The organism is Vibrio sp. D404a (genome assembly GCF_030248535.1).
In the GTDB taxonomy this organism is placed as follows: Bacteria; Pseudomonadota; Gammaproteobacteria; order Enterobacterales; family Vibrionaceae; genus Vibrio.
The window spans coordinates 88,943-107,923 of record NZ_JAHGAJ010000007.1 but is presented as its reverse complement, the minus strand read 5'-3'; the positions used below and the strand labels follow the sequence as shown (position 1 = coordinate 107,923).

Annotated in this window: 18 protein-coding genes and 1 riboswitch; of the genes, 9 read left to right on the top strand and 9 right to left on the bottom strand. The window is 43.7% G+C overall.

All coding sequences use genetic code 11. The features are described from left to right. Positions 1-68: 68 nt before the first annotated feature. Positions 69-767, bottom strand: a complete 699-nt coding sequence (locus KI655_RS04660; protein WP_285402188.1) for an arginyltransferase — start codon at positions 765-767, stop codon at positions 69-71. After that, positions 764-1,477 carry a leucyl/phenylalanyl-tRNA--protein transferase gene (aat, locus tag KI655_RS04655; RefSeq protein ID WP_285402186.1) on the bottom strand — a complete coding sequence of 238 codons (714 nt, stop codon included), beginning with the start codon at positions 1,475-1,477 and terminating at the stop codon, positions 764-766. The genes KI655_RS04660 and aat overlap by 4 nt, the downstream gene beginning before the upstream one ends. A gap of 50 nt (positions 1,478-1,527) precedes the next feature. Between aat and KI655_RS04650 the strand changes: the two genes are divergently transcribed. Continuing rightward, the gene (locus tag KI655_RS04650) at positions 1,528-1,983 is read left to right on the top strand and encodes a glycine zipper 2TM domain-containing protein (protein ID WP_285402184.1); all 456 of its coding nucleotides are present in this window, start codon (positions 1,528-1,530) and stop codon (positions 1,981-1,983) included. A 163-nt stretch (positions 1,984-2,146) separates the two neighbouring features. Next, positions 2,147-3,427 carry a 3-phosphoshikimate 1-carboxyvinyltransferase gene (gene aroA / locus KI655_RS04645; RefSeq protein WP_285402182.1) on the top strand — a complete coding sequence of 427 codons (1,281 nt, stop codon included), beginning with the start codon at positions 2,147-2,149 and terminating at the stop codon, positions 3,425-3,427. A gap of 127 nt (positions 3,428-3,554) precedes the next feature. On the opposite strand, the gene KI655_RS04640 is transcribed toward aroA, so the two are convergent. Next, complete coding sequence (locus tag KI655_RS04640) at positions 3,555-3,800, bottom strand: YciN family protein (protein WP_285402180.1); 246 nt, start codon at positions 3,798-3,800, stop codon at positions 3,555-3,557. Between the two features lie 438 nt (positions 3,801-4,238). Here KI655_RS04640 and topA point away from each other — a divergent pair, with 438 nt between their 5' ends. The 4 genes from topA to KI655_RS04620 all read left to right on the top strand — a co-directional run bounded on the left by topA (position 4,239) and on the right by KI655_RS04620 (position 11,095). Further along, positions 4,239-6,869, top strand: a complete 2,631-nt coding sequence (topA, locus tag KI655_RS04635) for a type I DNA topoisomerase (RefSeq protein ID WP_285402179.1) — start codon at positions 4,239-4,241, stop codon at positions 6,867-6,869. Between the two features lie 517 nt (positions 6,870-7,386). Beyond that, a complete protein-coding gene (gene glgC / locus KI655_RS04630) occupies positions 7,387-8,616 on the top strand; it encodes a glucose-1-phosphate adenylyltransferase (protein WP_084181813.1) in 1,230 nt (409 codons plus the stop codon). Further along, positions 8,606-10,060, top strand: coding sequence for a glycogen synthase GlgA (glgA, locus tag KI655_RS04625; protein ID WP_285402178.1), 1,455 nt, complete (start codon positions 8,606-8,608; stop codon positions 10,058-10,060). The genes glgC and glgA overlap by 11 nt, the downstream gene beginning before the upstream one ends. A gap of 237 nt (positions 10,061-10,297) precedes the next feature. Continuing rightward, on the top strand, positions 10,298-11,095 hold the full coding sequence (locus KI655_RS04620; protein WP_285402177.1) for an alpha/beta fold hydrolase: 798 nt from the start codon (positions 10,298-10,300) through the stop codon (positions 11,093-11,095). 127 nt (positions 11,096-11,222) lie between these two features. Here the strand turns inward: KI655_RS04620 and KI655_RS04615 are convergent, their stop codons facing one another. Together KI655_RS04615 and KI655_RS04610 are read right to left on the bottom strand one after the other, a co-directional pair. Continuing rightward, positions 11,223-11,540 carry a putative signal transducing protein gene (locus KI655_RS04615; protein ID WP_285402175.1) on the bottom strand — a complete coding sequence of 106 codons (318 nt, stop codon included), beginning with the start codon at positions 11,538-11,540 and terminating at the stop codon, positions 11,223-11,225. A gap of 14 nt (positions 11,541-11,554) precedes the next feature. Beyond that, positions 11,555-12,235 carry a TVP38/TMEM64 family protein gene (locus KI655_RS04610; protein WP_239840596.1) on the bottom strand — a complete coding sequence of 227 codons (681 nt, stop codon included), beginning with the start codon at positions 12,233-12,235 and terminating at the stop codon, positions 11,555-11,557. Between the two features lie 378 nt (positions 12,236-12,613). Between KI655_RS04610 and KI655_RS04605 the strand changes: the two genes are divergently transcribed. Then, positions 12,614-12,973, top strand: coding sequence for a DUF3316 domain-containing protein (locus KI655_RS04605; RefSeq protein WP_285402172.1), 360 nt, complete (start codon positions 12,614-12,616; stop codon positions 12,971-12,973). 62 nt (positions 12,974-13,035) lie between these two features. On the opposite strand, the gene KI655_RS04600 is transcribed toward KI655_RS04605, so the two are convergent. The 3 genes from KI655_RS04600 to torD form a co-directional block, all read right to left on the bottom strand. Further along, positions 13,036-13,626, bottom strand: coding sequence for a TfoX/Sxy family DNA transformation protein (locus tag KI655_RS04600; protein WP_285402171.1), 591 nt, complete (start codon positions 13,624-13,626; stop codon positions 13,036-13,038). A gap of 128 nt (positions 13,627-13,754) precedes the next feature. After that, positions 13,755-13,839: riboswitch (cyclic di-GMP riboswitch) on the bottom strand. A 170-nt stretch (positions 13,840-14,009) separates the two neighbouring features. Further along, positions 14,010-15,014: an HTH-type transcriptional repressor PurR gene (gene purR, locus KI655_RS04595; RefSeq protein WP_285402170.1), complete on the bottom strand. Its 1,005-nt coding sequence runs from the start codon at positions 15,012-15,014 to the stop codon at positions 14,010-14,012. A 321-nt stretch (positions 15,015-15,335) separates the two neighbouring features. Next, positions 15,336-15,983 (bottom strand): molecular chaperone TorD, encoded by a 648-nt coding sequence (gene torD / locus KI655_RS04590; RefSeq protein WP_285402168.1) that lies wholly within the window; start codon positions 15,981-15,983, stop codon positions 15,336-15,338. A gap of 256 nt (positions 15,984-16,239) precedes the next feature. Between torD and torR the strand changes: the two genes are divergently transcribed. Beyond that, a complete protein-coding gene (gene torR / locus KI655_RS04585) occupies positions 16,240-16,953 on the top strand; it encodes a two-component system response regulator TorR (RefSeq protein WP_285402166.1) in 714 nt (237 codons plus the stop codon). A 148-nt stretch (positions 16,954-17,101) separates the two neighbouring features. On the opposite strand, the gene elyC is transcribed toward torR, so the two are convergent. Beyond that, positions 17,102-17,977, bottom strand: coding sequence for an envelope biogenesis factor ElyC (elyC, locus tag KI655_RS04580; protein ID WP_285402164.1), 876 nt, complete (start codon positions 17,975-17,977; stop codon positions 17,102-17,104). A gap of 115 nt (positions 17,978-18,092) precedes the next feature. On the opposite strand from elyC, the gene cmoM reads away from it, so the two are divergent. Further along, complete coding sequence (gene cmoM, locus KI655_RS04575) at positions 18,093-18,875, top strand: tRNA uridine 5-oxyacetic acid(34) methyltransferase CmoM (RefSeq protein ID WP_285402472.1); 783 nt, start codon at positions 18,093-18,095, stop codon at positions 18,873-18,875. Positions 18,876-18,981: the final 106 nt, after the last annotated feature.

Here is an 18,981-nt window from a genome sequence, read left to right as displayed (position 1 = left end):
ACATTTGGCGGTTTTCAACGGCGATGATAGTGCCGTCAAAATCAAATTATGTAAAGTTGTGGCGTATTCTACCCTTGCCACACTTGATTTACTAGCCTTTGATGACGTTGAAATCGTACTTTATAGTTCATAGCGGGGCATTCGTCGATTTGATAACCCAAATAAAGCCACTGTTTTTGGGTTTGTTGGGCATGCTGAATTTGAAACAAAACCCCAAGCGTTCCCAGTGATAAGTCGACATCTGGGTCGAAGAAGGTGTAGAACGCACTGGTGCTTTGGCTCATGACATCGGTAACTGCAACCGCGACTAACTTTTCTTCCAGATAAACGTGCAAATACTGTGTATTAAGCCACTCGTTCTTTGAAAACTGCAAAAATTCGTCTTTCTGGGGTGGGTACATAGTACCTGAACGGTGACGAGCAGTAATATAACGGCTGTATAGATCAAACCAGTTTTCATCCATCTGTGACTTCATCGTCCATTGATAAGACTTTGCCTTGTTTAATAGCCGTTTTTGACTCTTTGAAAGTTGAGTGTCTGGAATAGACAATCTCAGTGCATGACACGAAGAACAGTTATCACAATGGGGCTTATAAATGGTTGCGCCACTGCGACGAAACCCATTAGCTAAAAGAACCTCATAATTATCTGAGGTATGCATATGCTCGTCGAGCGTGACGGCGACGCGCTCTTGACGCTCAGGCAAGTAGCTGCAGCTATGATTATCGGTTAATCCTATTCTGATTTGGTGCAAACCTGAACTCATTCCGACAGTTCCTCTAACCATTGTGAACGAAAACATAGTGGGTCAATAGGGTGCTCTTTTAATAATGACAGAGATTCAAGAAAAGTCTCTCTTTCAATCTCCAAAGCGCCTAAAGATTCAAGATGCGGATTCATCACTTGGCAATCGATCAGTTGGCCGCCATGCTGAGAAAAGTGTCGACAAAAATACCAGAGTGCGATCTTAGAGGCATTGGTTTGAGTACTGAACATGGATTCACCACAGAACAGCTTGCCCCGAAGAATGCCATACAGGCCTCCAACAAGCTCATCCCCTTGCCAAACTTCAACAGAGTGGCAGTGACCCATTTTGGCTAGTTCAATATAAGAGCGTTGCATATCTTGGTTTAACCAAGTCTCTTCTGCCGGGCGGAGTGAAGAACAGAGCCCAATGACTCTATCGGTCGCTTGGTTAATGCTGACACGATAGTTATGTTTTCTCTGAAATTTTTTGAGACTTTTCGCTGGTTGAAAGGTCTTAGGATCAAACACGGCTCGCGGAGCTGGGCTCCACCAAAGAATGGGCTCACCCGGGCCATACCATGGAAAAATGCCATGACTATACGCATTAAGAATACGCGCTGGAGAAAGGTCCCCACCAAAAGCAAGTAATCCGTTGGGATCATCAAGTGCTTCAAAGGGTGAAGGGAATTCTATACTAGTAGTATCCAACTCTGTTAAGTATATAGTCATTACTATCGCTTATTGATTTACATAGACCCGAGGTCGTTAGGAGTGTTGTTATGAAGAAGTTGCTTTGGATTTTACTGTTTTTGCCTCTTATAGCAAATGCAGCCTACAACCGGAATCAGGCTCGACCTGTGAATGAGGTGGTGTATGGCGAGATTGATACCGTACGTTACATAACCCAACAAGAGATTGTCGAGTCAAAAGCCAATGGCTGGGAAACCCTGCTTGGTGCTGCAATTGGTGGTTTAATTGGCAATCAGTTTGGTGGTGGCACGGGTAAAGAAGTCGCAACCGCGGTCGGTGCCGTTGCTGGGGCGGGAATCGCGAGAAACCGTGGCAATACACAATACCGAGTGGAGTATAAGTTAGTTGAACTATTAGTTAAAACCAAGGACAACAAGCTCGTTAATATTATTCAAGATGTCGACAGCTCAATGCTCTTTTCACGCGGTGACGATGTACGAATCCTATACTTTTCCGATGGTGTTCGCGTTGATCTAGTGTACTAGTTCGAAAATACACTTTGTTTGATGATTGATTGAGCTTTTTCTGGTCGATTTGCTCTGGAGTTCATCGGAAAAGTTCGTTAGTCTGCAATTACGAAGAATTATTCATCGCCTGAAAATAAATCCAAGACGGTCGATCAGGCGATACAAGGATTATATAGATTTAATGGAAAGCCTTACGTTACAACCAATCCAAAAAGTGAGTGGGGAAGTTAACCTACCTGGCTCGAAAAGTGTTTCCAATAGAGCTCTGCTTTTGGCGGCACTAGCACGCGGAACAACACGTCTAACCAACTTGCTAGACAGTGACGATATCCGTCATATGCTGAATGCTCTAACTAAGTTAGGTGTTACTTATCAGCTGTCTGATGACAAAACGGTTTGTGAAGTGCAAGGTTTAGGTGGAGCGTTTGAAAGCCCACAAGCATTGGAGCTGTTTCTAGGCAATGCTGGTACCGCGATGCGTCCACTGGCTGCAGCTCTGTGTTTAGGTACTGGTGAGTATGTACTGACTGGTGAACCACGCATGAAAGAGCGTCCAATCGGTCACTTAGTAACGGCTTTGAAAGAGGCTGGTGCGGATGTTGAATACCTTGAGAATGAAAACTACCCGCCATTGAAGATTAAAGGTACGGGCTTGAAGAGTGGCACAGTTTCAATTGATGGCTCTATTTCAAGTCAATTCCTAACAGCTTTTCTGATGGCTGCGCCGCTTGCGGATGGCGAAATCACGATTAAGATCGAGGGCGAGTTAGTTTCTAAACCTTATATCGATATTACGCTTCACATCATGAAACAATTCGGTGTCGATGTAATCAATAATGACTATCAAGAGTTTGTTATTCCAACTGGCCAACAGTATGTTGCACCCGGTGATTTCCTTGTAGAAGGTGACGCATCTTCAGCCTCTTACTTCCTAGCTGCAGCTGCAATTAAAGGCGGTGAGATCAAGGTAACGGGTATTGGTAAAAACAGTATTCAAGGAGATATCCAATTCGCTGATGCACTAGAAAAAATGGGTGCAGAGATCGAATGGGGTGACGACTACGTTATCTCTCGTGTTGGTCAATTAAAAGGCATTGATATGGATTACAACCATATCCCTGATGCCGCGATGACTATTGCAACGACAGCGCTGTTTGCTGAAGGCACGACAGCGATCCGCAATGTATACAACTGGCGCGTAAAAGAAACAGATCGTCTTGCTGCAATGGCGACAGAACTACGTAAAGTGGGCGCAGAAGTTGAAGAGGGTGAGGACTACATCATTGTTCAACCTGTTTCTGAGCTTAAACACGCGGCAATCGATACCTATGACGACCACCGAATGGCGATGTGTTTCTCGTTGGTTGCACTGAGTGATACACCGGTCACGATTAATGATCCAGGCTGTACGTCTAAGACTTTCCCTGATTACTTTGACAAGCTGAAAATGCTTAGCCAGTAATTGGATTTAGACTAAAAAAGCTTGCTCTAGGGCAAGCTTTTTATTTGCGGTTACCGATAAGCGATTCGTCGGCGAGGGCTCTCTATTAAAGTAAGTTTAACGGAGTACTTTTGATGCTGGTGAAAGGCTACTGTTGTAACGTAAACTCTTTGGATAAGTGATGAGCTAGGTATTTGAACATATTGAATACCGCAGTCGTGTTCTCTGTTGGTAAGCCGTTGCTATCCAAGAAGTATTCACCTTTGAATACCAATACATCATCTTTTTCTGTGACGCTCTCTGCGCGCATTCCCTCTATATAGTCATCGTGAGACTGAATGACTTGGTTGGCGATAAGCAGAAGGTCGAACTCTGTGATTACTTGTTTACTCATTGAGATTCTCTAATAACGATGGATAGATGGAGTTTAGAGCGACAGAGTAGAAATTCAATGACCTGACCCCAAGTCGAATAGGAGTTTTCGATTTTATGTTCGATATTTTGTGATTTATGACAAAAATAATTGAACAGGGCTCGCCATTGAAACATAGACAAGATTAGTATGACCCCGTTTATATAAGAAGCTTGAAAAACAGGCGTTTTGAAGTACGGTTTGATTGTACTTTAGTCTCAAATCCTATTGTGCCCCTTTTCTCAACTGAGTCGCTGAATTGTCGAGCGATCAGATCCAATTTTGAAAAAAGCGGTTGATCTTCTTTTAATCTCGCACAATAGTAAAAAAAGAAGCAATGAATTTAGAATATCATGCGTAAAAGCCCACAGTTTGAATTGTTGGTGCTGAAGCATCGTGATTAAGGACGTTAGTGTCAATATGGGTAAATCGCTCGTTATAGTGGAGTCGCCAGCCAAGGCTAAAACTATCAATAAATATCTTGGCAAAGACTTTGTCGTTAAGTCGAGTGTAGGTCACGTGCGTGACTTACCAACCGCAGGACAAAGCACAGGCAAGAAGGCGGCTGCAGTTTCAACAAAGGGTATGAGCCCAGAAGAGAAAGCTCGTATCAAGAAAGAAAAAGATCGCAAAGCTCTTATCAAGAAAATGGGTATCAACCCATATAAAGAGTGGGAAGCGAACTATCAAGTTCTGCCAGGCAAAGAAAAAGTCGTAGCAGAGCTTCAAAAGCTGGCTGAGAATGCAGACCACGTATATCTCGCAACCGATTTGGACCGCGAAGGAGAAGCTATCGCATGGCACCTTCGTGAGATCATCGGTGGCGATGAAGCGAGATATAAACGAGTAGTATTTAACGAAATCACTAAGAATGCGATTCAACAAGCATTCGAAACCCCAGGTGAGCTGAACATCGATGGTGTGAACGCTCAGCAAGCACGTCGATTCATGGACCGTGTTGTGGGCTTTATGGTGTCACCACTGCTTTGGAAGAAAGTAGCGCGTGGTCTATCTGCGGGTCGTGTTCAATCGGTAGCTGTAAAGCTATTGGTAGAGCGTGAACGCGAGATCAATGCCTTCATTCCAGAAGAGTTTTGGGACATCCACGCCGATACTCAAACTGGCGATAAGACAGATTTCCGTCTTCAGGTTGCTCAGAAAGCAGGTGTTGCTTTCAAGCCTGAAAACGAAGAGCAGACAAAAGCAGCCCTAAGTATTCTAGAGAAAGCGGAATACGAGGTGTGTAAGCGTGAAGACCGTCCGACTAAGAGTAAGCCGTCAGCGCCTTACATTACGTCGACGCTTCAACAAGCTGCGAGTACTCGTTTAGGCTACGGCGTTAAGAAGACCATGATGTTGGCTCAGCGTCTGTATGAAGCGGGTTACATCACTTATATGCGTACAGACTCAACAAACCTGAGTTCAGAAGCGGTCGATATGGCTCGCGACTACATCGTGTCAGAGTTTGGCGATAAGTACCTGCCAGCAAAACCACTGGTTTACGGCAGCAAAGAGGGCGCACAAGAAGCGCACGAAGCGATCCGTCCATCAAGTGTTGATGTTAAATCTGACGACCTGAAAGGCGTTGATGCGGATGCTCATAAGCTTTACTCATTGATCTGGAATCAGTTCGTTGCGTGTCAAATGACGCCAGCGCAATACGATTCGACCACAATCAGCGTTAAGGCTGATGAGTACACACTAAAAGCTAAAGGTCGCATCCTTAAGTTTGATGGTTGGACTCGCGTGCAGCGTCCAATGGGTAAAAACGATGACACTATTCTGCCATCGGTACAGCTTGGCGATAAACTGAACCTGATCACGCTTGATCCTAAACAGCACTTTACTAAGCCACCGGCGCGTTTCACTGAAGCGGCCTTGGTTAAAGAGCTTGAGAAGCGTGGTATTGGTCGCCCTTCAACTTATGCATCAATTATCTCTACGATTCAAGACCGCGGTTATGTAAAGGTTGAGCAACGTCGTTTCTATGCTGAGAAGATGGGTGAGATTGTTACTGACCGTCTAGATCAGAGCTTCAATGACCTGATGAACTACGATTTCACGGCGCGTATGGAGCAAAAGCTTGACCAAATCGCAGAAGGTGAAGCGAATTGGAAAGGTGTTCTAGATAACTTCTTTACTGATTTCACGGGTGACCTTGAGAAAGCCGACCTTGGTGAAGAAGAGGGTGGTATGAAGCCAAACCACATCGTAGAGACAGATATCGAATGTCCTACTTGTGGTCGTAACATGGGCATTCGTACCGCTTCTACCGGTGTATTCCTAGGCTGTTCTGGTTACGCATTGCCGCCAAAAGAGCGTTGTAAGACAACGATCAACCTTGGTGACGAAGAAGGTATCATCAATGTTCTTGAAGAGGACGTTGAAACGGCTGCACTACGTGCTAAAAAACGTTGTCCTATCTGTGAAACAGCAATGGACGCTTACCTAATTGATGATAAGCGTAAGATGCACGTTTGTGGTAACAACCCGAACTGTGACGGTTACATTGTTGAACATGGTGAGTTCAAGGTTAAAGGTTACGATGGTCCTGTTGTTGAATGTGACAAGTGTGGTTCAGACATGGTTCTGAAAAACGGTCGCTTTGGCAAATACATGGACTGTACCAACGAAAACTGTAAAAACACACGTAAGATATTGAAGAACGGTGAGGTTGCGCCACCGAAAGAAGACCCAGTTCACTTCCCTGAGCTTCCTTGTGAAAACTCAGATGCGTACTTTGTACTGCGTGATGGTGCTTCAGGCCTGTTTATGGCGGCAAGTAACTTCCCTAAATCGCGTGAAACACGCGCACCACTTGTGGAAGAGCTGGTTCGCTTTAAAGACCGTATTTCGCCTAAGTTCCAGTACCTGACGACAGCTCCTGTAGCAGACCCTGATGGTAAGCCGACAGTCGTTCGCTTTAGCCGTAAGACTAAAGAGAATTATGTTCGAACGGAAGTCGATGGTAAGCCATCTGGTTGGACCGCGCTGTTTATTGACGGTAAATGGGAAGTTACCGATAAGCGTAAAAAGCCGAAAGAAAAATAATCAATGATAAAAAGCAGCCGTTATGGCTGCTTTTTTTTGCTTGAAACATGCAAAAATATGCAACGCGATGCAATTTCTATCTCAAAGATGCAAATTGATTTATTTTATATGTTGAATTAAATGTATAAACAGAGCGATAAATCTTTGCGACGATTAACAGAAATGTAACTTAATTAAAATATTGTAATTAGCAGATCAGCATTTTCATGTAGAAGTCATGTGTTTTCATTGTTAATGTAATGTTTCTGAAAGTCTGTGTAGTGTGAGCTGCTTTGAGAGTTAGAAAAGCAATCGTTTCACATACCACAGAATGGCATCTTAAAAATTGAAATCGACTGAAAAGTCGATAACGTATATAAAACCAAGTGCAAAGAATAGTGCACACATAACAACGTTTGGCTTAGTATTTTGTCACTGAATATGAATGGATATGTACTAAGTGCCTAAAATAAATAGTTGGTACTTATCCCCCAAGGTAATCCTTTTGTAAGTACCAACATCGACAAGCTATAAATATATGGAGAATAAAATGGCTGGTGTATTGGGAATGATTCTTGCTGGCGGTGAAGGCTCTCGCTTAAGACCTTTAACTGAATCTCGCAGCAAACCCTCGGTTCCATTCGGCGGTAGCTACCGCTTGATCGATTTCGCACTTAATAACTTTGTAAATGCTGATCTGATGAAGATCTACGTGTTAACACAGTTTAAGTCGCAATCACTATTCCACCACATGAAAAAAGGTTGGAATATCAGTGGGATAACAGATAGATTCATCGACCCAATTCCTGCGCAAATGCGTACGGGTAAGCGTTGGTATGAAGGTACAGCTGATGCGATTTATCAGAACCTTCGTTTCATGCAACTAGAAGAACCAGACCAAGTTTGTATCTTTGGTTCGGACCACATCTACAAAATGGACATCAAGCAGATGCTTGATTTCCACAAAGAGAAGAAAGCGGCATTGACGGTTTCTGCTCTGCGTATGCCTTTGGCTGAAGCATCAGAATTCGGTGTTATCGAAGTTGATGCGGAAGGGCGTATGATTGGCTTTGAAGAGAAGCCTGCGAATCCTAAGTCGATCCCGGGTGACCCTGACTCTGCTTTGGTATCAATGGGCAATTACGTATTCGAAGCGAACGAGTTGTTTGCTGAACTGGTTGAAGATGCTGACCGTGAAGGCTCTTCACACGACTTTGGTAAAGATATTATTCCAAACATGTTCCCACGTGGTGATGTGTTTGTGTACGACTTCAGCACCAATCGTATTACGGGTGAGAAAGAAGAAGTGTACTGGCGCGATGTAGGTACGATTGACGCTTACTGGCAGGCTCACATGGATCTGTTAGAAAAAGATGCGCCGTTCTCGCTATACAACCGCAAGTGGCCACTTCACACTTACTATCCACCTCTACCGCCAGCGACGTTTACAGACTCTGCTAACGGACGTGTCCAGATCATCGATAGCTTGGTGTGTAATGGTAGTTATGTACGCGGCTCGCGCATTGAGAAATGTGTTCTTGGTTTCCGCAGTAACATTGCATCTGCTTGTGATATCAGCGAAAGTATCTTACTTGGCGACGTTAAAGTCGGAGAAGGCTGTGTTCTTCGCCGTGTTATCGTCGATAAAGATGCAGATATCGCACCGGGCACGCAGATCGGTGTCAATCTGAAAGAAGATAAAAAGCATTACCATGTATCAGAAGATGGTGTTGTGGTAATCCCTAAAGGAGCACGAGTTGGTTACTAAGACTCTCTCGGTACTTTTTGTAGCGTCTGAAGTTGAAGGTTTAATTAAAAGTGGTGGCTTGGCTGATGTAGCCAAGGCACTGCCGAAAGCGTTACAAACACTCGAACAGGACGTTCGAGTGACCATCCCCGCATACAGTAAAATCCCAAATATTGAGTCGGCAGAAGTTATCTTGTCGACTGAATTAGACCACTGGCCTCATACGGCTTATCAAGTAAAACAGCTCAACGTAGAAGGTGTTCAAGTGTTTGGTATTGAGTGCCAACAGTACTTTGAGCGCCCTGAAATGTACGCTGAAAACAATCAAGCTTACGCTGATAATGGCGAAAGATTTGCGTTTTTTAGCGCAGCTTGTTTAGACATGTTGCCAAAACTTGGCTTCCAGCCTGATATCGTTCATGCCAACGACTGGCATACTGGCTTTGTTCCATACCTACTAAAGTCTCGTTATCAAGAACACGATTTCTATAAATCGATGCGCAGTGTTATTTCGATACATAACGCGGTCTTCAAAGGTGTGTTCTCTTATGATGAGTTGCAGAACTTGCCAGAAATGCATAGTCGTCATGTACCGGAAGCAGCTGTGAGCGATACGCACGTTACTATGCTGAAAGCTGGCGTCATGTGTGCTGATAAGATCAATGCGGTAAGTCCAACTTATGCTGAAGAGTTAAAAACGGAACTTGGTAGCCACGGTATGGCGAAAGAGTTCCAGCATCGCTCTGCAGACTTGTTTGGTATTTTAAACGGCTGTGACTATAGCGCGTGGAATCCTGAAACAGACGCTTACTTACCACGTAAATACAAAGCGACTAAGCATAGTATGGCACGAGGTAAGTCCGCGTGTAAGCAGAAGCTACAACAAGAAGTTGGATTACCTGCGACGGATTGTGCGGTGTATGGCATGGTGTGTCGTCTGACGAATCAGAAAGGTGTTCATTACCTAATCCCAATCATTGAAGAGTTCCTTAAAAACGAACTACAAATCGTGATAGTAGGGACAGGTGACCCTGTATTGGCCAGTCAGCTAAAAGAGCTTTCGGCACTCCACTCAGAGAAGTTCTCTTTTGTTGAAGCGTATAACAATGAGTTGGCGCATTTGGTCGAAGCTGGGTCTGATTTCTTCTTAATGCCATCGGAATTTGAACCATGCGGTTTGAATCAGATTTACAGCATGGCTTATGGCACTCTGCCAATCGTGCGTTCAGTTGGTGGTTTGAAGGACAGTGTTAATCACTATGATGACAATCCAGAGTTGGCGACAGGTTTTGCGTTCGAAGAACCGACACCACAAGCTCTGCTCTCTGTTCTTCATCGTTCTTTGTTGCTTTATGCACAGCGCCCTTCAGAGATCAAACGTGTCCAGCTTTATGCTATGGAACAGAATTTCTGCTGGGAAGACGCTGCCAAAGCATACCTCGCGATGTATCAAACGGCATTGTAATAGTCGATAAAACAAATCAAGGTGCTCTAGTGAGGGCACCTTTTTTCGTTTCTGTGGACGAGAAAGGATTTTTGCTTTCGAGGTTTGCATTCAAATAGTGTTTGAGTGGTAATTAGCTATTCACAAGGCTGATTGATGATTGACACTACTATCACTTAATCGGTTTAATAGCGTGCTATCATTACAAAGCGCCTGATAGAGGTGCACAAGCCAATAAGTAGAGTTTAAGCGATAGGTATGTCTGAGAGTTTATTATTCCATAAAACATTCAATCACCCGACCAGTGATGAGTGGGTCGTTTTCGTCCACGGTGCTGGTGGTAGCTCGTCTATTTGGTTTAAGCAGATCAAAGCCTACAAGCAGCATTTTAATTTGTTGTTGATTGATCTAAGAGGACACGGTAAGTCTGACAATCTACTCAAAGAGTTGATCAGTAACCGCTATACGTTTAAAGCGGTAACACTCGATATTCTTAAAGTGCTCGACCATCTAAAAATCCGTTCAGCTCACTTTGTTGGCATGTCTCTAGGTACCATCATTGTACGCAATGTTGCGGAGCTAGCAGCAGAGCGCGTTCGCTCTATGGTACTAGGTGGTGCAGTCACACGTTTGAATACACGCTCTCAAGTGTTGGTTAAATTAGGTAATCTAAGCAAACACATTATCCCTTATATGTGGCTATACAGCTTGTTTGCTTACATTGTGATGCCGCAGAAAAGCCAGCGTGAATCACGACACCTTTTCATTCGTGAAGCGAAAAAGCTGTGTCAGAAAGAGTTTAAGCGCTGGTTTATTCTCACTGCAGAAGTAAATCCGTTGATGCGTTATTTCAAAGAAAGAGAACTGCCAATTCCCACTTTGTATCTGATGGGAGAACGCGACTATATGTTCATCAAACCTGTTAAAGAGATGGTGGCAGCACATAAAGCGAGTGAACTGGTAGAGATCGCCAATTGTGGCCACGTTTGTAACGTGGAGCAGCCGGAAGAGTTTAATCAGCGTTCGATAGCCTTTATTCAAAAGCAGATTCAGTAGTGCAGTTATCTTAGAGAAGCTAATTTGAGCCCAATAGATACAAAAACAGGAAGCCTATGAGCTTCCTGTTTTTATTTGGGGAGTGAGATAGCAACTCGGGGAATGAGATAGTCAGGCAAAGAAATAGTTAATCGGGGCATGGAGCGCCACATTGCCAACAAGATCCAAATTGCGCCTCATTAACTTCATGACAATGTTTACAACGCCACTCTTCATAAATGATTGAATCTTGTTGTTTCTTATAAGCATTGATAAGAGTTAGTGCTACAGATGCCTGTTCAGGCTCATAGAGCCACACGTAAGGGTCTGTTTCTTCGGAGAAAGGTATCTCGCCCTTTAACCCAAACAAACCCTCTCCACGTACCTCACAGGCAATTTTCTCACTTTCCAGAAGCCCACAAATGATATGGGCTTCTGTAGGGTTAGCAGCACTGAATATCTTCATTAATTTTTCCTTAGCTATTCAGCGACCGGCGCTGAACGAAACTTGCTCATAATCCATTTTGCGGCAATTGGGAAAACCCCTAACAGTGCAAATGACAGTAGTACAGAAGGCGAGACAATACCCGATAATGAATCGATTTCCGCAAGTTGTGTACCTGCATTTAGGTAGACCGCTGTACCCGGTAGCATACCCAATTGACTGGTAAGATAGTAGCGACCCACAGAGATTGGCGTTAACCCCATTAATAAGTTAATCAGGAAAAACGGAAATACCGGTATCAAACGAAGAGAAAACAAGTAGAAAGCGCCATCTTTTTCAACACCTTGGTTGATAGTCGACAGTTTGTCACCAAACTTACCTTGAACCCAATCACGTAGTAGGAAGCGACTACTCAAGAAGGCTAAAGTAGCACCGATAGTACTCGCAAACGAAACAAGCAATAAGCTAGTCCAAAAACCAAACAGTGCAGCTCCGAGCAGTGTAACAACTGCTGCGCCCGGAATAGAGAATGCGGTGATCATGATATAGAGGATGAAGTAGGTTGCTGCGGCAACAACAAAGTTTGTCTCTATATAATCGTTCAGTAGTGCCTGTTGAGCTTTGGCATTTTCAAGCGTTAAGTATTGACCAAAGTTGACGGCTAGCAACACTATCGTGGCAACTAAAATTATGCCTAAAATCATTTTCTTACTCATGGGCTCGTCCCTTAATGTTTTGCTTATAGTTAGTATAGATAGACAGGCGAAGGAAAGATTAACTTTCAGAAAAATTTAAGATTCTTAGTTAATAACTAAACCGACTCTTCTTGGCTGTGGGTATATTTACCGACGATATAGTTATCAGTCTAGTTAATCTAACTAAATGTGATTATTAATTCGCCAGAGAGTAATTCACGTTAACGCTTTGTTTCTACAGTGGGTTGCGACATCGTAAGCAAGAAAGATAAGGAATAACTTTTTTTGAACGGTAAATTTTTTGAAATGATTTTGGTCTAGGTCGGTTCTTTATACGTAGCAATCGTGACACAAAGGTTGTTTAGGTAATCGTTCAGGCAGGAAACTAAGGAGTCAGCTATGAAACTACTATCAGCTATTTCGATTATTGCTACGATGAGCGTAATGTCATTTCAGGCTACGGCATCAGGGATTTACCACAGAGCAGGTGTAGACAGCAAAACATTCAATGGTGATGTCGCAGCCTCTGAAACACAAGCTTATGCCAACGGTCAAAAGGTTTGGCAAAGCATAAATAGCAAAGAGTCATACGAATTGAGTAAGATTCTACCGAGTGCTTCTCAAAAAGTAGATGTGAGATCGTTTGAAATTAAAAATGGCTACATCAAAGTAAAAGAAGTCATGAGCCCAGACGGCAACATCAACTTTATCCCTGTAGTGAAAGTGCACTACAAATACAAATACCGCCCTTCGTTTTAGAGCTCAGAAACTTTAGATAAAGAAAAAGCCGCGTCTAATCGCGGCTTTGCGTTATTCTAAGGCTAGTTAATATAGCTGATGAGCTCATCGCGTCGTTGCTGTGGTATCACAGACCAGTGAGTACCGTTGATAGCACCTTCTAATGCCCACAATAGCTCTAGGCTAACGCTTGATGAGTGTGACTCTTTGATCGCTTTGTACGCATTCACAGAGCCAGATTCATACAGGCTTTCAACAGAATCGATGCCGGCTTTTTTCAGCATGCGCTCTGTTGCCAAGCGAAGGTTAGGCAGATCTTTCAATCGACTCGGCTTGGCCGTAGATTGGATTTGCTTCTCTTCTTTAGCACATGTCAAAGAGGCTTTTGCTAGCTCGATAATGCGTTCTTGACTCTGCCAAAGGTCTTCTGGAAGAGCAAAGTACTTTGTGACAACGGGGAAACCACGTTTCTTATAGACGTAAGGTTCAAAGCCCTGCTGTTCAAATTGTGAAGTAGTGTGTTTGTCCGCTCGAATGTGCAATTGGTTATTTACAACCAGTGCAAACATAGTGTCATCGGCAAATAGGCCGAAACCGCCAAACATTGAGCGTGACTTTATCTTTCCAAGTGGCTCAAACAACTTCATTGAGTCCTTGAGTATCGGTTTATCCATATTGTTTATCTCGGTGTATTTGAATTACGCCACCAAATAAGCAGGTCCGAGAGATTAGCAAAATGTCGCAATAAAATTGTCAATAAGCCGTAAATTACTACTAAGGGTAGGAAATACTGCATTTTGCCATCGGTAACCCCGCTACCATACCAAAAATGGGTTAGGCCGGAGGCTTTGCGTCTCACTCTTTCAAGTGATTTGCCCTGTGCGTGACTGTTTATTAAGAATAAAGTTTTTTGTTGAATGAGGTTCACACTTGTTGCTCAAAAGTGTGATCTTAATTCAGTTAATTGTTGTCTTTATATGCAATTGGGTTTCTATTTTTGACGAATAAAAAAAACGCACCAAGCGGTGCGTTTTATTAGAATTTTCTAAAGTTTACGTTATTTTAACGTTTTTACCGTTGCGCGTTCAATGATCTCTGGATGCATTTCGAACACTCGTTTTTCGTGGTCTTTATCCTTAATGCGCTCTAGAAGAATTTCAAAGGCGTTCTTACCGACACGACGCTTAGGCTGGTGGACCGTGGTTAGCGGTGGAGAGAAGTACTCTGCCAGCTCAATATTGTCGTAGCCAATCACTGAAATGTCTTCAGGGATCTTAATGCCTTGCTGTTGAAGACGGCTCATCAGGCCGAGTGCCATAGTATCGTTAAAACAGAATACCGCTGTTGGACGATTTTCCATTGCGACAATCTTATCGGCTGCGATGACTGCCGTATCACACTCGAAGTTACCTTCAAGGATAAGGTTCTCGTCAGACTCGATGTTCGCTTCAGCTAAAGCACGGCGGTAGCCAGCGATGCGTTCAACACACGCTGCTTTGTCTAGGTGACCACTTAGACAAACAATACGTTCATGTCCGCGTTCTACAAGGTATTTGGTTGCTAGGTAGCCACCTTCCTCTGAGTTGTCGATGATCTTATCCGCTTGTGAGCTCTCTGGGCCCCAGTCCATTACTACCTTTGGAATGTCTGCATGGCGGTCAAGCATTTCACGAAGTTCTTCGGTTAGGTCTGAACACATAACCAAGATACCATCTACACGCTTTTCCGCTAGCATGCGGATGTAGTCACGTTGCTTCTCGTAGATGCCACCTGTGTTACATAGAATCAGCGTGTAGCCTTGACGGTAACAGTAGCTCTCTACACCATCGATCACTTCTGAGAAGAATAGGTTAGTTGATTGAGTAACCAACATGCCGATTGTACGTGTCGAGTTACATTTCAGGCTACGAGCAACAGCACTTGGTGCATAGTTTAATTCGTCTACGGCTTTGTTTACTTTTTCTTGAGTCGCTTCTGCTACAAAACGTGTCTTGTTGATCACGTGAGAAACGGTGGTTGTTGATACGCCGGCTAAGCGAGCGACATCTTTTATAGTTGCCATGGCTTTATCCTATTGATAGCTACTTTCTCAACAGTACGGAGTAAGCAGCCGTTTAAGCTACCAGAACAAGAGCTTAGAATGTGTAGGGCTCTCTCGGTACTAAAGTGCTAAAAACAAAAAACCGCTATACGAGAGCGGCTTGTCTTAACACCGAAATGCTCTTAGCTAATTTAAAGCATAGCATTTCGAGAATGTTTCATATTTTATCGTTTGCGGTCACAATTTTAGACTGACTAGAAAATACTCGCAATAACATTCACCCAGTTTTCTGGGTGAATTGTCACATTCTACCTAAATTGTGCCTTTAGTCATTAGTGAAAACTATTCACCAGCTAAATATTGAACGTCAAGTTTGCAGAATGCCAGTAGCAACTCTGCAACACAGGCGTAAAAACCAAACTCGTCGAACTCGCGACACTTGCTCGCAAACTGTGGTACCCAGCTCAGCAGTTGTTGTTCAACAAATTCTTGTTGTGCAGTGAAAGCCGCCTCGAGATCTTGCTCTGATTCCGCTTCGTTTGAGCGAACAATGATGTTGCCAAGAAAATCGAGTTCAATCGCAATGTGATCCGCGGGTTCGTTTAGGTCTTGGTTTACCGCAATACCGTAAGAAGCCATGATAGCTTCCATATCTTGAGCCGGTTTCGCGTTTAGTAAGCCGCTCTTATCTAGGTAAATAGATGCGTACGGTAGAGCACCGTATTTATCGGACTTTAGGAATAGCTCACAGAAGTCTGATGAAAGCTCAAGTTGAGCATCTTCGCGGTTTTGCAAACGGTTCAGAGCGTTAACTAGGTTATTGATAGCTGGCTTTAACGTCTCATTGTCGCCTAGGCCAGTTAAAAACGAACGAATCTCAACGGAATGGTAGTTATCTAACTCTTCTTGAGTCAGTTCTTTCGCGAACAGGCTCGATAGCCACCAGTAAATTTCAGCTCGTTGTTCATTGAACGCTTTCGTTTCTTTCATCTAAATAATCCTAATATCGTCTTTCGTAATATCTGCGGTACGAAGGCTAGCTAACAGAGGTATTTGCTCGTTGCAAAGTCACTCGTTAGTAGTAATGCCTATATTGAATTGCGATGGAGGCCAAATAGCAAGGTTTAAGATTGTCTTGTATCAAAAAAAATCCATGTTTCTGGCTTTTATCTTGCGTACTACTAGAATTGTTACTAGTTATGAATAGAATAGTCACTGAAACTATTAAATAAGAAAAGTGGTGTAGATGAGCTATCACGTATTGGTCGTTGAAGATGATGTGGTGACCCGTAGTAAACTGGTTGGTTACTTCCAGAACGAAGGTTACACAGTGAGCGAAGCTGAAAGCGGTGCTCAAATGAGAAACGTATTAGAAGAGAATAACGTTGACCTCATTATGCTGGACATCAACTTACCAGGCGAAGATGGATTGATGCTAACTCGCGAATTACGCAGTCAATCAGACATTGGTATTATTTTAGTTACTGGACGCACGGATAGCATCGACAAAATTGTAGGCCTAGAGATGGGCGCAGATGATTATGTTACTAAACCATTCGAACTTCGCGAATTATTGGTTCGAGTGAAAAACTTACTTTGGCGTATTTCGGCTGCTCGTAACTCACCATCAGGTGCGGTTGAGCAGGCAGAGGATGAGTCAATAGTTCGCTTTGGCGAGTGGACGTTCGACATTCCTCGTCGTGCATTAAGCAAAAATGGCGAACCGGTGAAGCTAACTAAAGCAGAGTACGAACTGCTGGTGGCGCTGTCGTCGTACCCGAACCAAGTATTGAGCCGTGAGCGTATCTTAAACATGATCAGCCATCGTGTTGACGCGCCAAACGACCGCACTATCGACGTACTGATTCGTCGTATGCGTGCCAAGATGGAGTTCGATCCAAAGAACCCGCAAATCTTTGTGACGGTTCATGGTGAAGGCTATATGTTTGCTGGCGATTAACGCTCAGAACTAAAAAGCTTAACTGACAAAAATTAAAAAACCGAGATACTCAGTATCTCGGTTTTTTTGTTTATGGTGCTTGTTTGTGTAGCGCAATATTGTTCGGCAGTAGTCCTAACAAACTCGATGCCGACAATGGTGAACAAGGCTATTGAGCTGTTTGCGCACTGCTTGTTGCTTGTGCATCAGAAACCGCTGGCGCTTCGTCTTCAAGCAGTGAAGGCTCCGAAATAATAATTGGGTCTTCTAGATCAGAGTTTTGATTGTCTAGCCAATCTCGTAAGCTCTGCCACATTAACCCCATTGTTTCGTGCCAGTAACGCTCAGTCTGCTCAAGATAGATAGCTTTTGGCATGTACTTATTCCAAGGCTGTTCAATTCCTTCCTGCGCGAGGTAGTTCGTTGGCGCCGGAAGTGGTTTCATCCCTGCATCATGAAATTCATTCAATGCGCGTTGCATGTGGCTGGCAGAAGTCACTAGCACCATGCGCTTATTCTTAACGAAAGCCGCAGCTTGTCTTGCTTCTTCCCAGGTGTCTTTGGCTGTCTCAAGTAAAATAATGTCAGGCTTAGCAACGCCAAGCGCCAATGCTACTTTAGCCATCATACGAGCGTTACTTACTTCTGTGCCACCACCGTAGCCAGATAAGATCAGCTTTGCGCCCGGGTAGATTCTTTGAATGCGGATACCTTCACTGAGTCTCATTAGGCCAGTTCGGCTGAGCTCTGAAGTTGGCGGGATTTGGTCATCGACCACGTGGCCGCTACCTAATACCATCACGTAGTCGACCGATTCATTGGTTGGCAAAAATGCGGTGTGTTGTCGTTCCATTGGCATGAGAAGTTGGCTAGAAACGGGTTGGAACGCGATTAGGAAAATACCACATAAAGCAGACAGTGTGATAAGGCACCCTGTTTTGCGTTTTGTAGTGAACATAACGAGGGCTAGGCCCAGGAAAGCGAGAATTAACATTGCTGGCAGCGGCATCAACAGGGATGACACTACTTTTTTCAGCTCAAACATATCCGAATAGTCCGAAAAAACATCACTTAGTACTAAAAAGAGACATCGCCTCTTTATTCCTGAAATTCCTGTGACAGAATAGCAGGCACGATAGGACATGATAACTCAAGTAGCTGTGACTGAAGACCGTAATTTCGACGATATTGCCCACAAATTTGCAAAAAATATTTACGGCTCTGACAAAGGAGAGATCCGTCAGATCATCGTATGGGAAGATTTAGAGCAAGCGTTAAGCACATTTGAAACCGATGAAACACCTTTGCATATTCTGGATGCAGGAGGCGGTTTAGCACAGATGTCGCAAAAGATTGCAAGCTTAGGGCACCAGGTGTCTCTGTGTGACCTTTCTTCTGAAATGCTGAATTTGGCGCAACAAGATATTGATAAAGCCGGCTTGCTTGATCAGTATCGATTCATCCATTCTCCTGTTCAAAACATTGCACAACATATGGATGAACCGGTGGATATGGTGATGTTTCACGCAGTCATGGAGTGGTTAGCCAATCCCAAGGAAGCGTTAGACATCCTGCTTGAGCAAGTTAAACCGGGTGGTGTGGCATCGATTATGTTCTACAACCATCACGGATTAGTCCTTAAAAATGTGATTTGTGGCAATATTCCTCATGTATTAAATGGGATGCCACATCGAAAACGGTTTAAGCTGCAACCCCAAAAAGGCTTGAAGCCTGAAGAGGTCTATCAGTGGATAGAAGAGGCAGGGCTTGAGATAAAAGGTAAGTCGGGTATTCGTTCGTTTAGCGATTACATTGGCAACATGGAATACATGGGCGACTACCAATTTGAAGATGTGCTAGAGCTTGAGAAACAGCTATGTCGTCAAGAACCTTATCTCTCTTTGGGTCGATATATTCACGTTTGGGCGCAGAAACCAGAATAAAAACGGTAAAGAATGTGGTACAAGAGTTGCCATCGCATTCCTAGGCTACAATCGACAACTGATAGCCCGCGTTAAAAAGAAAAGGCGTAACATCGACAAACGCTCG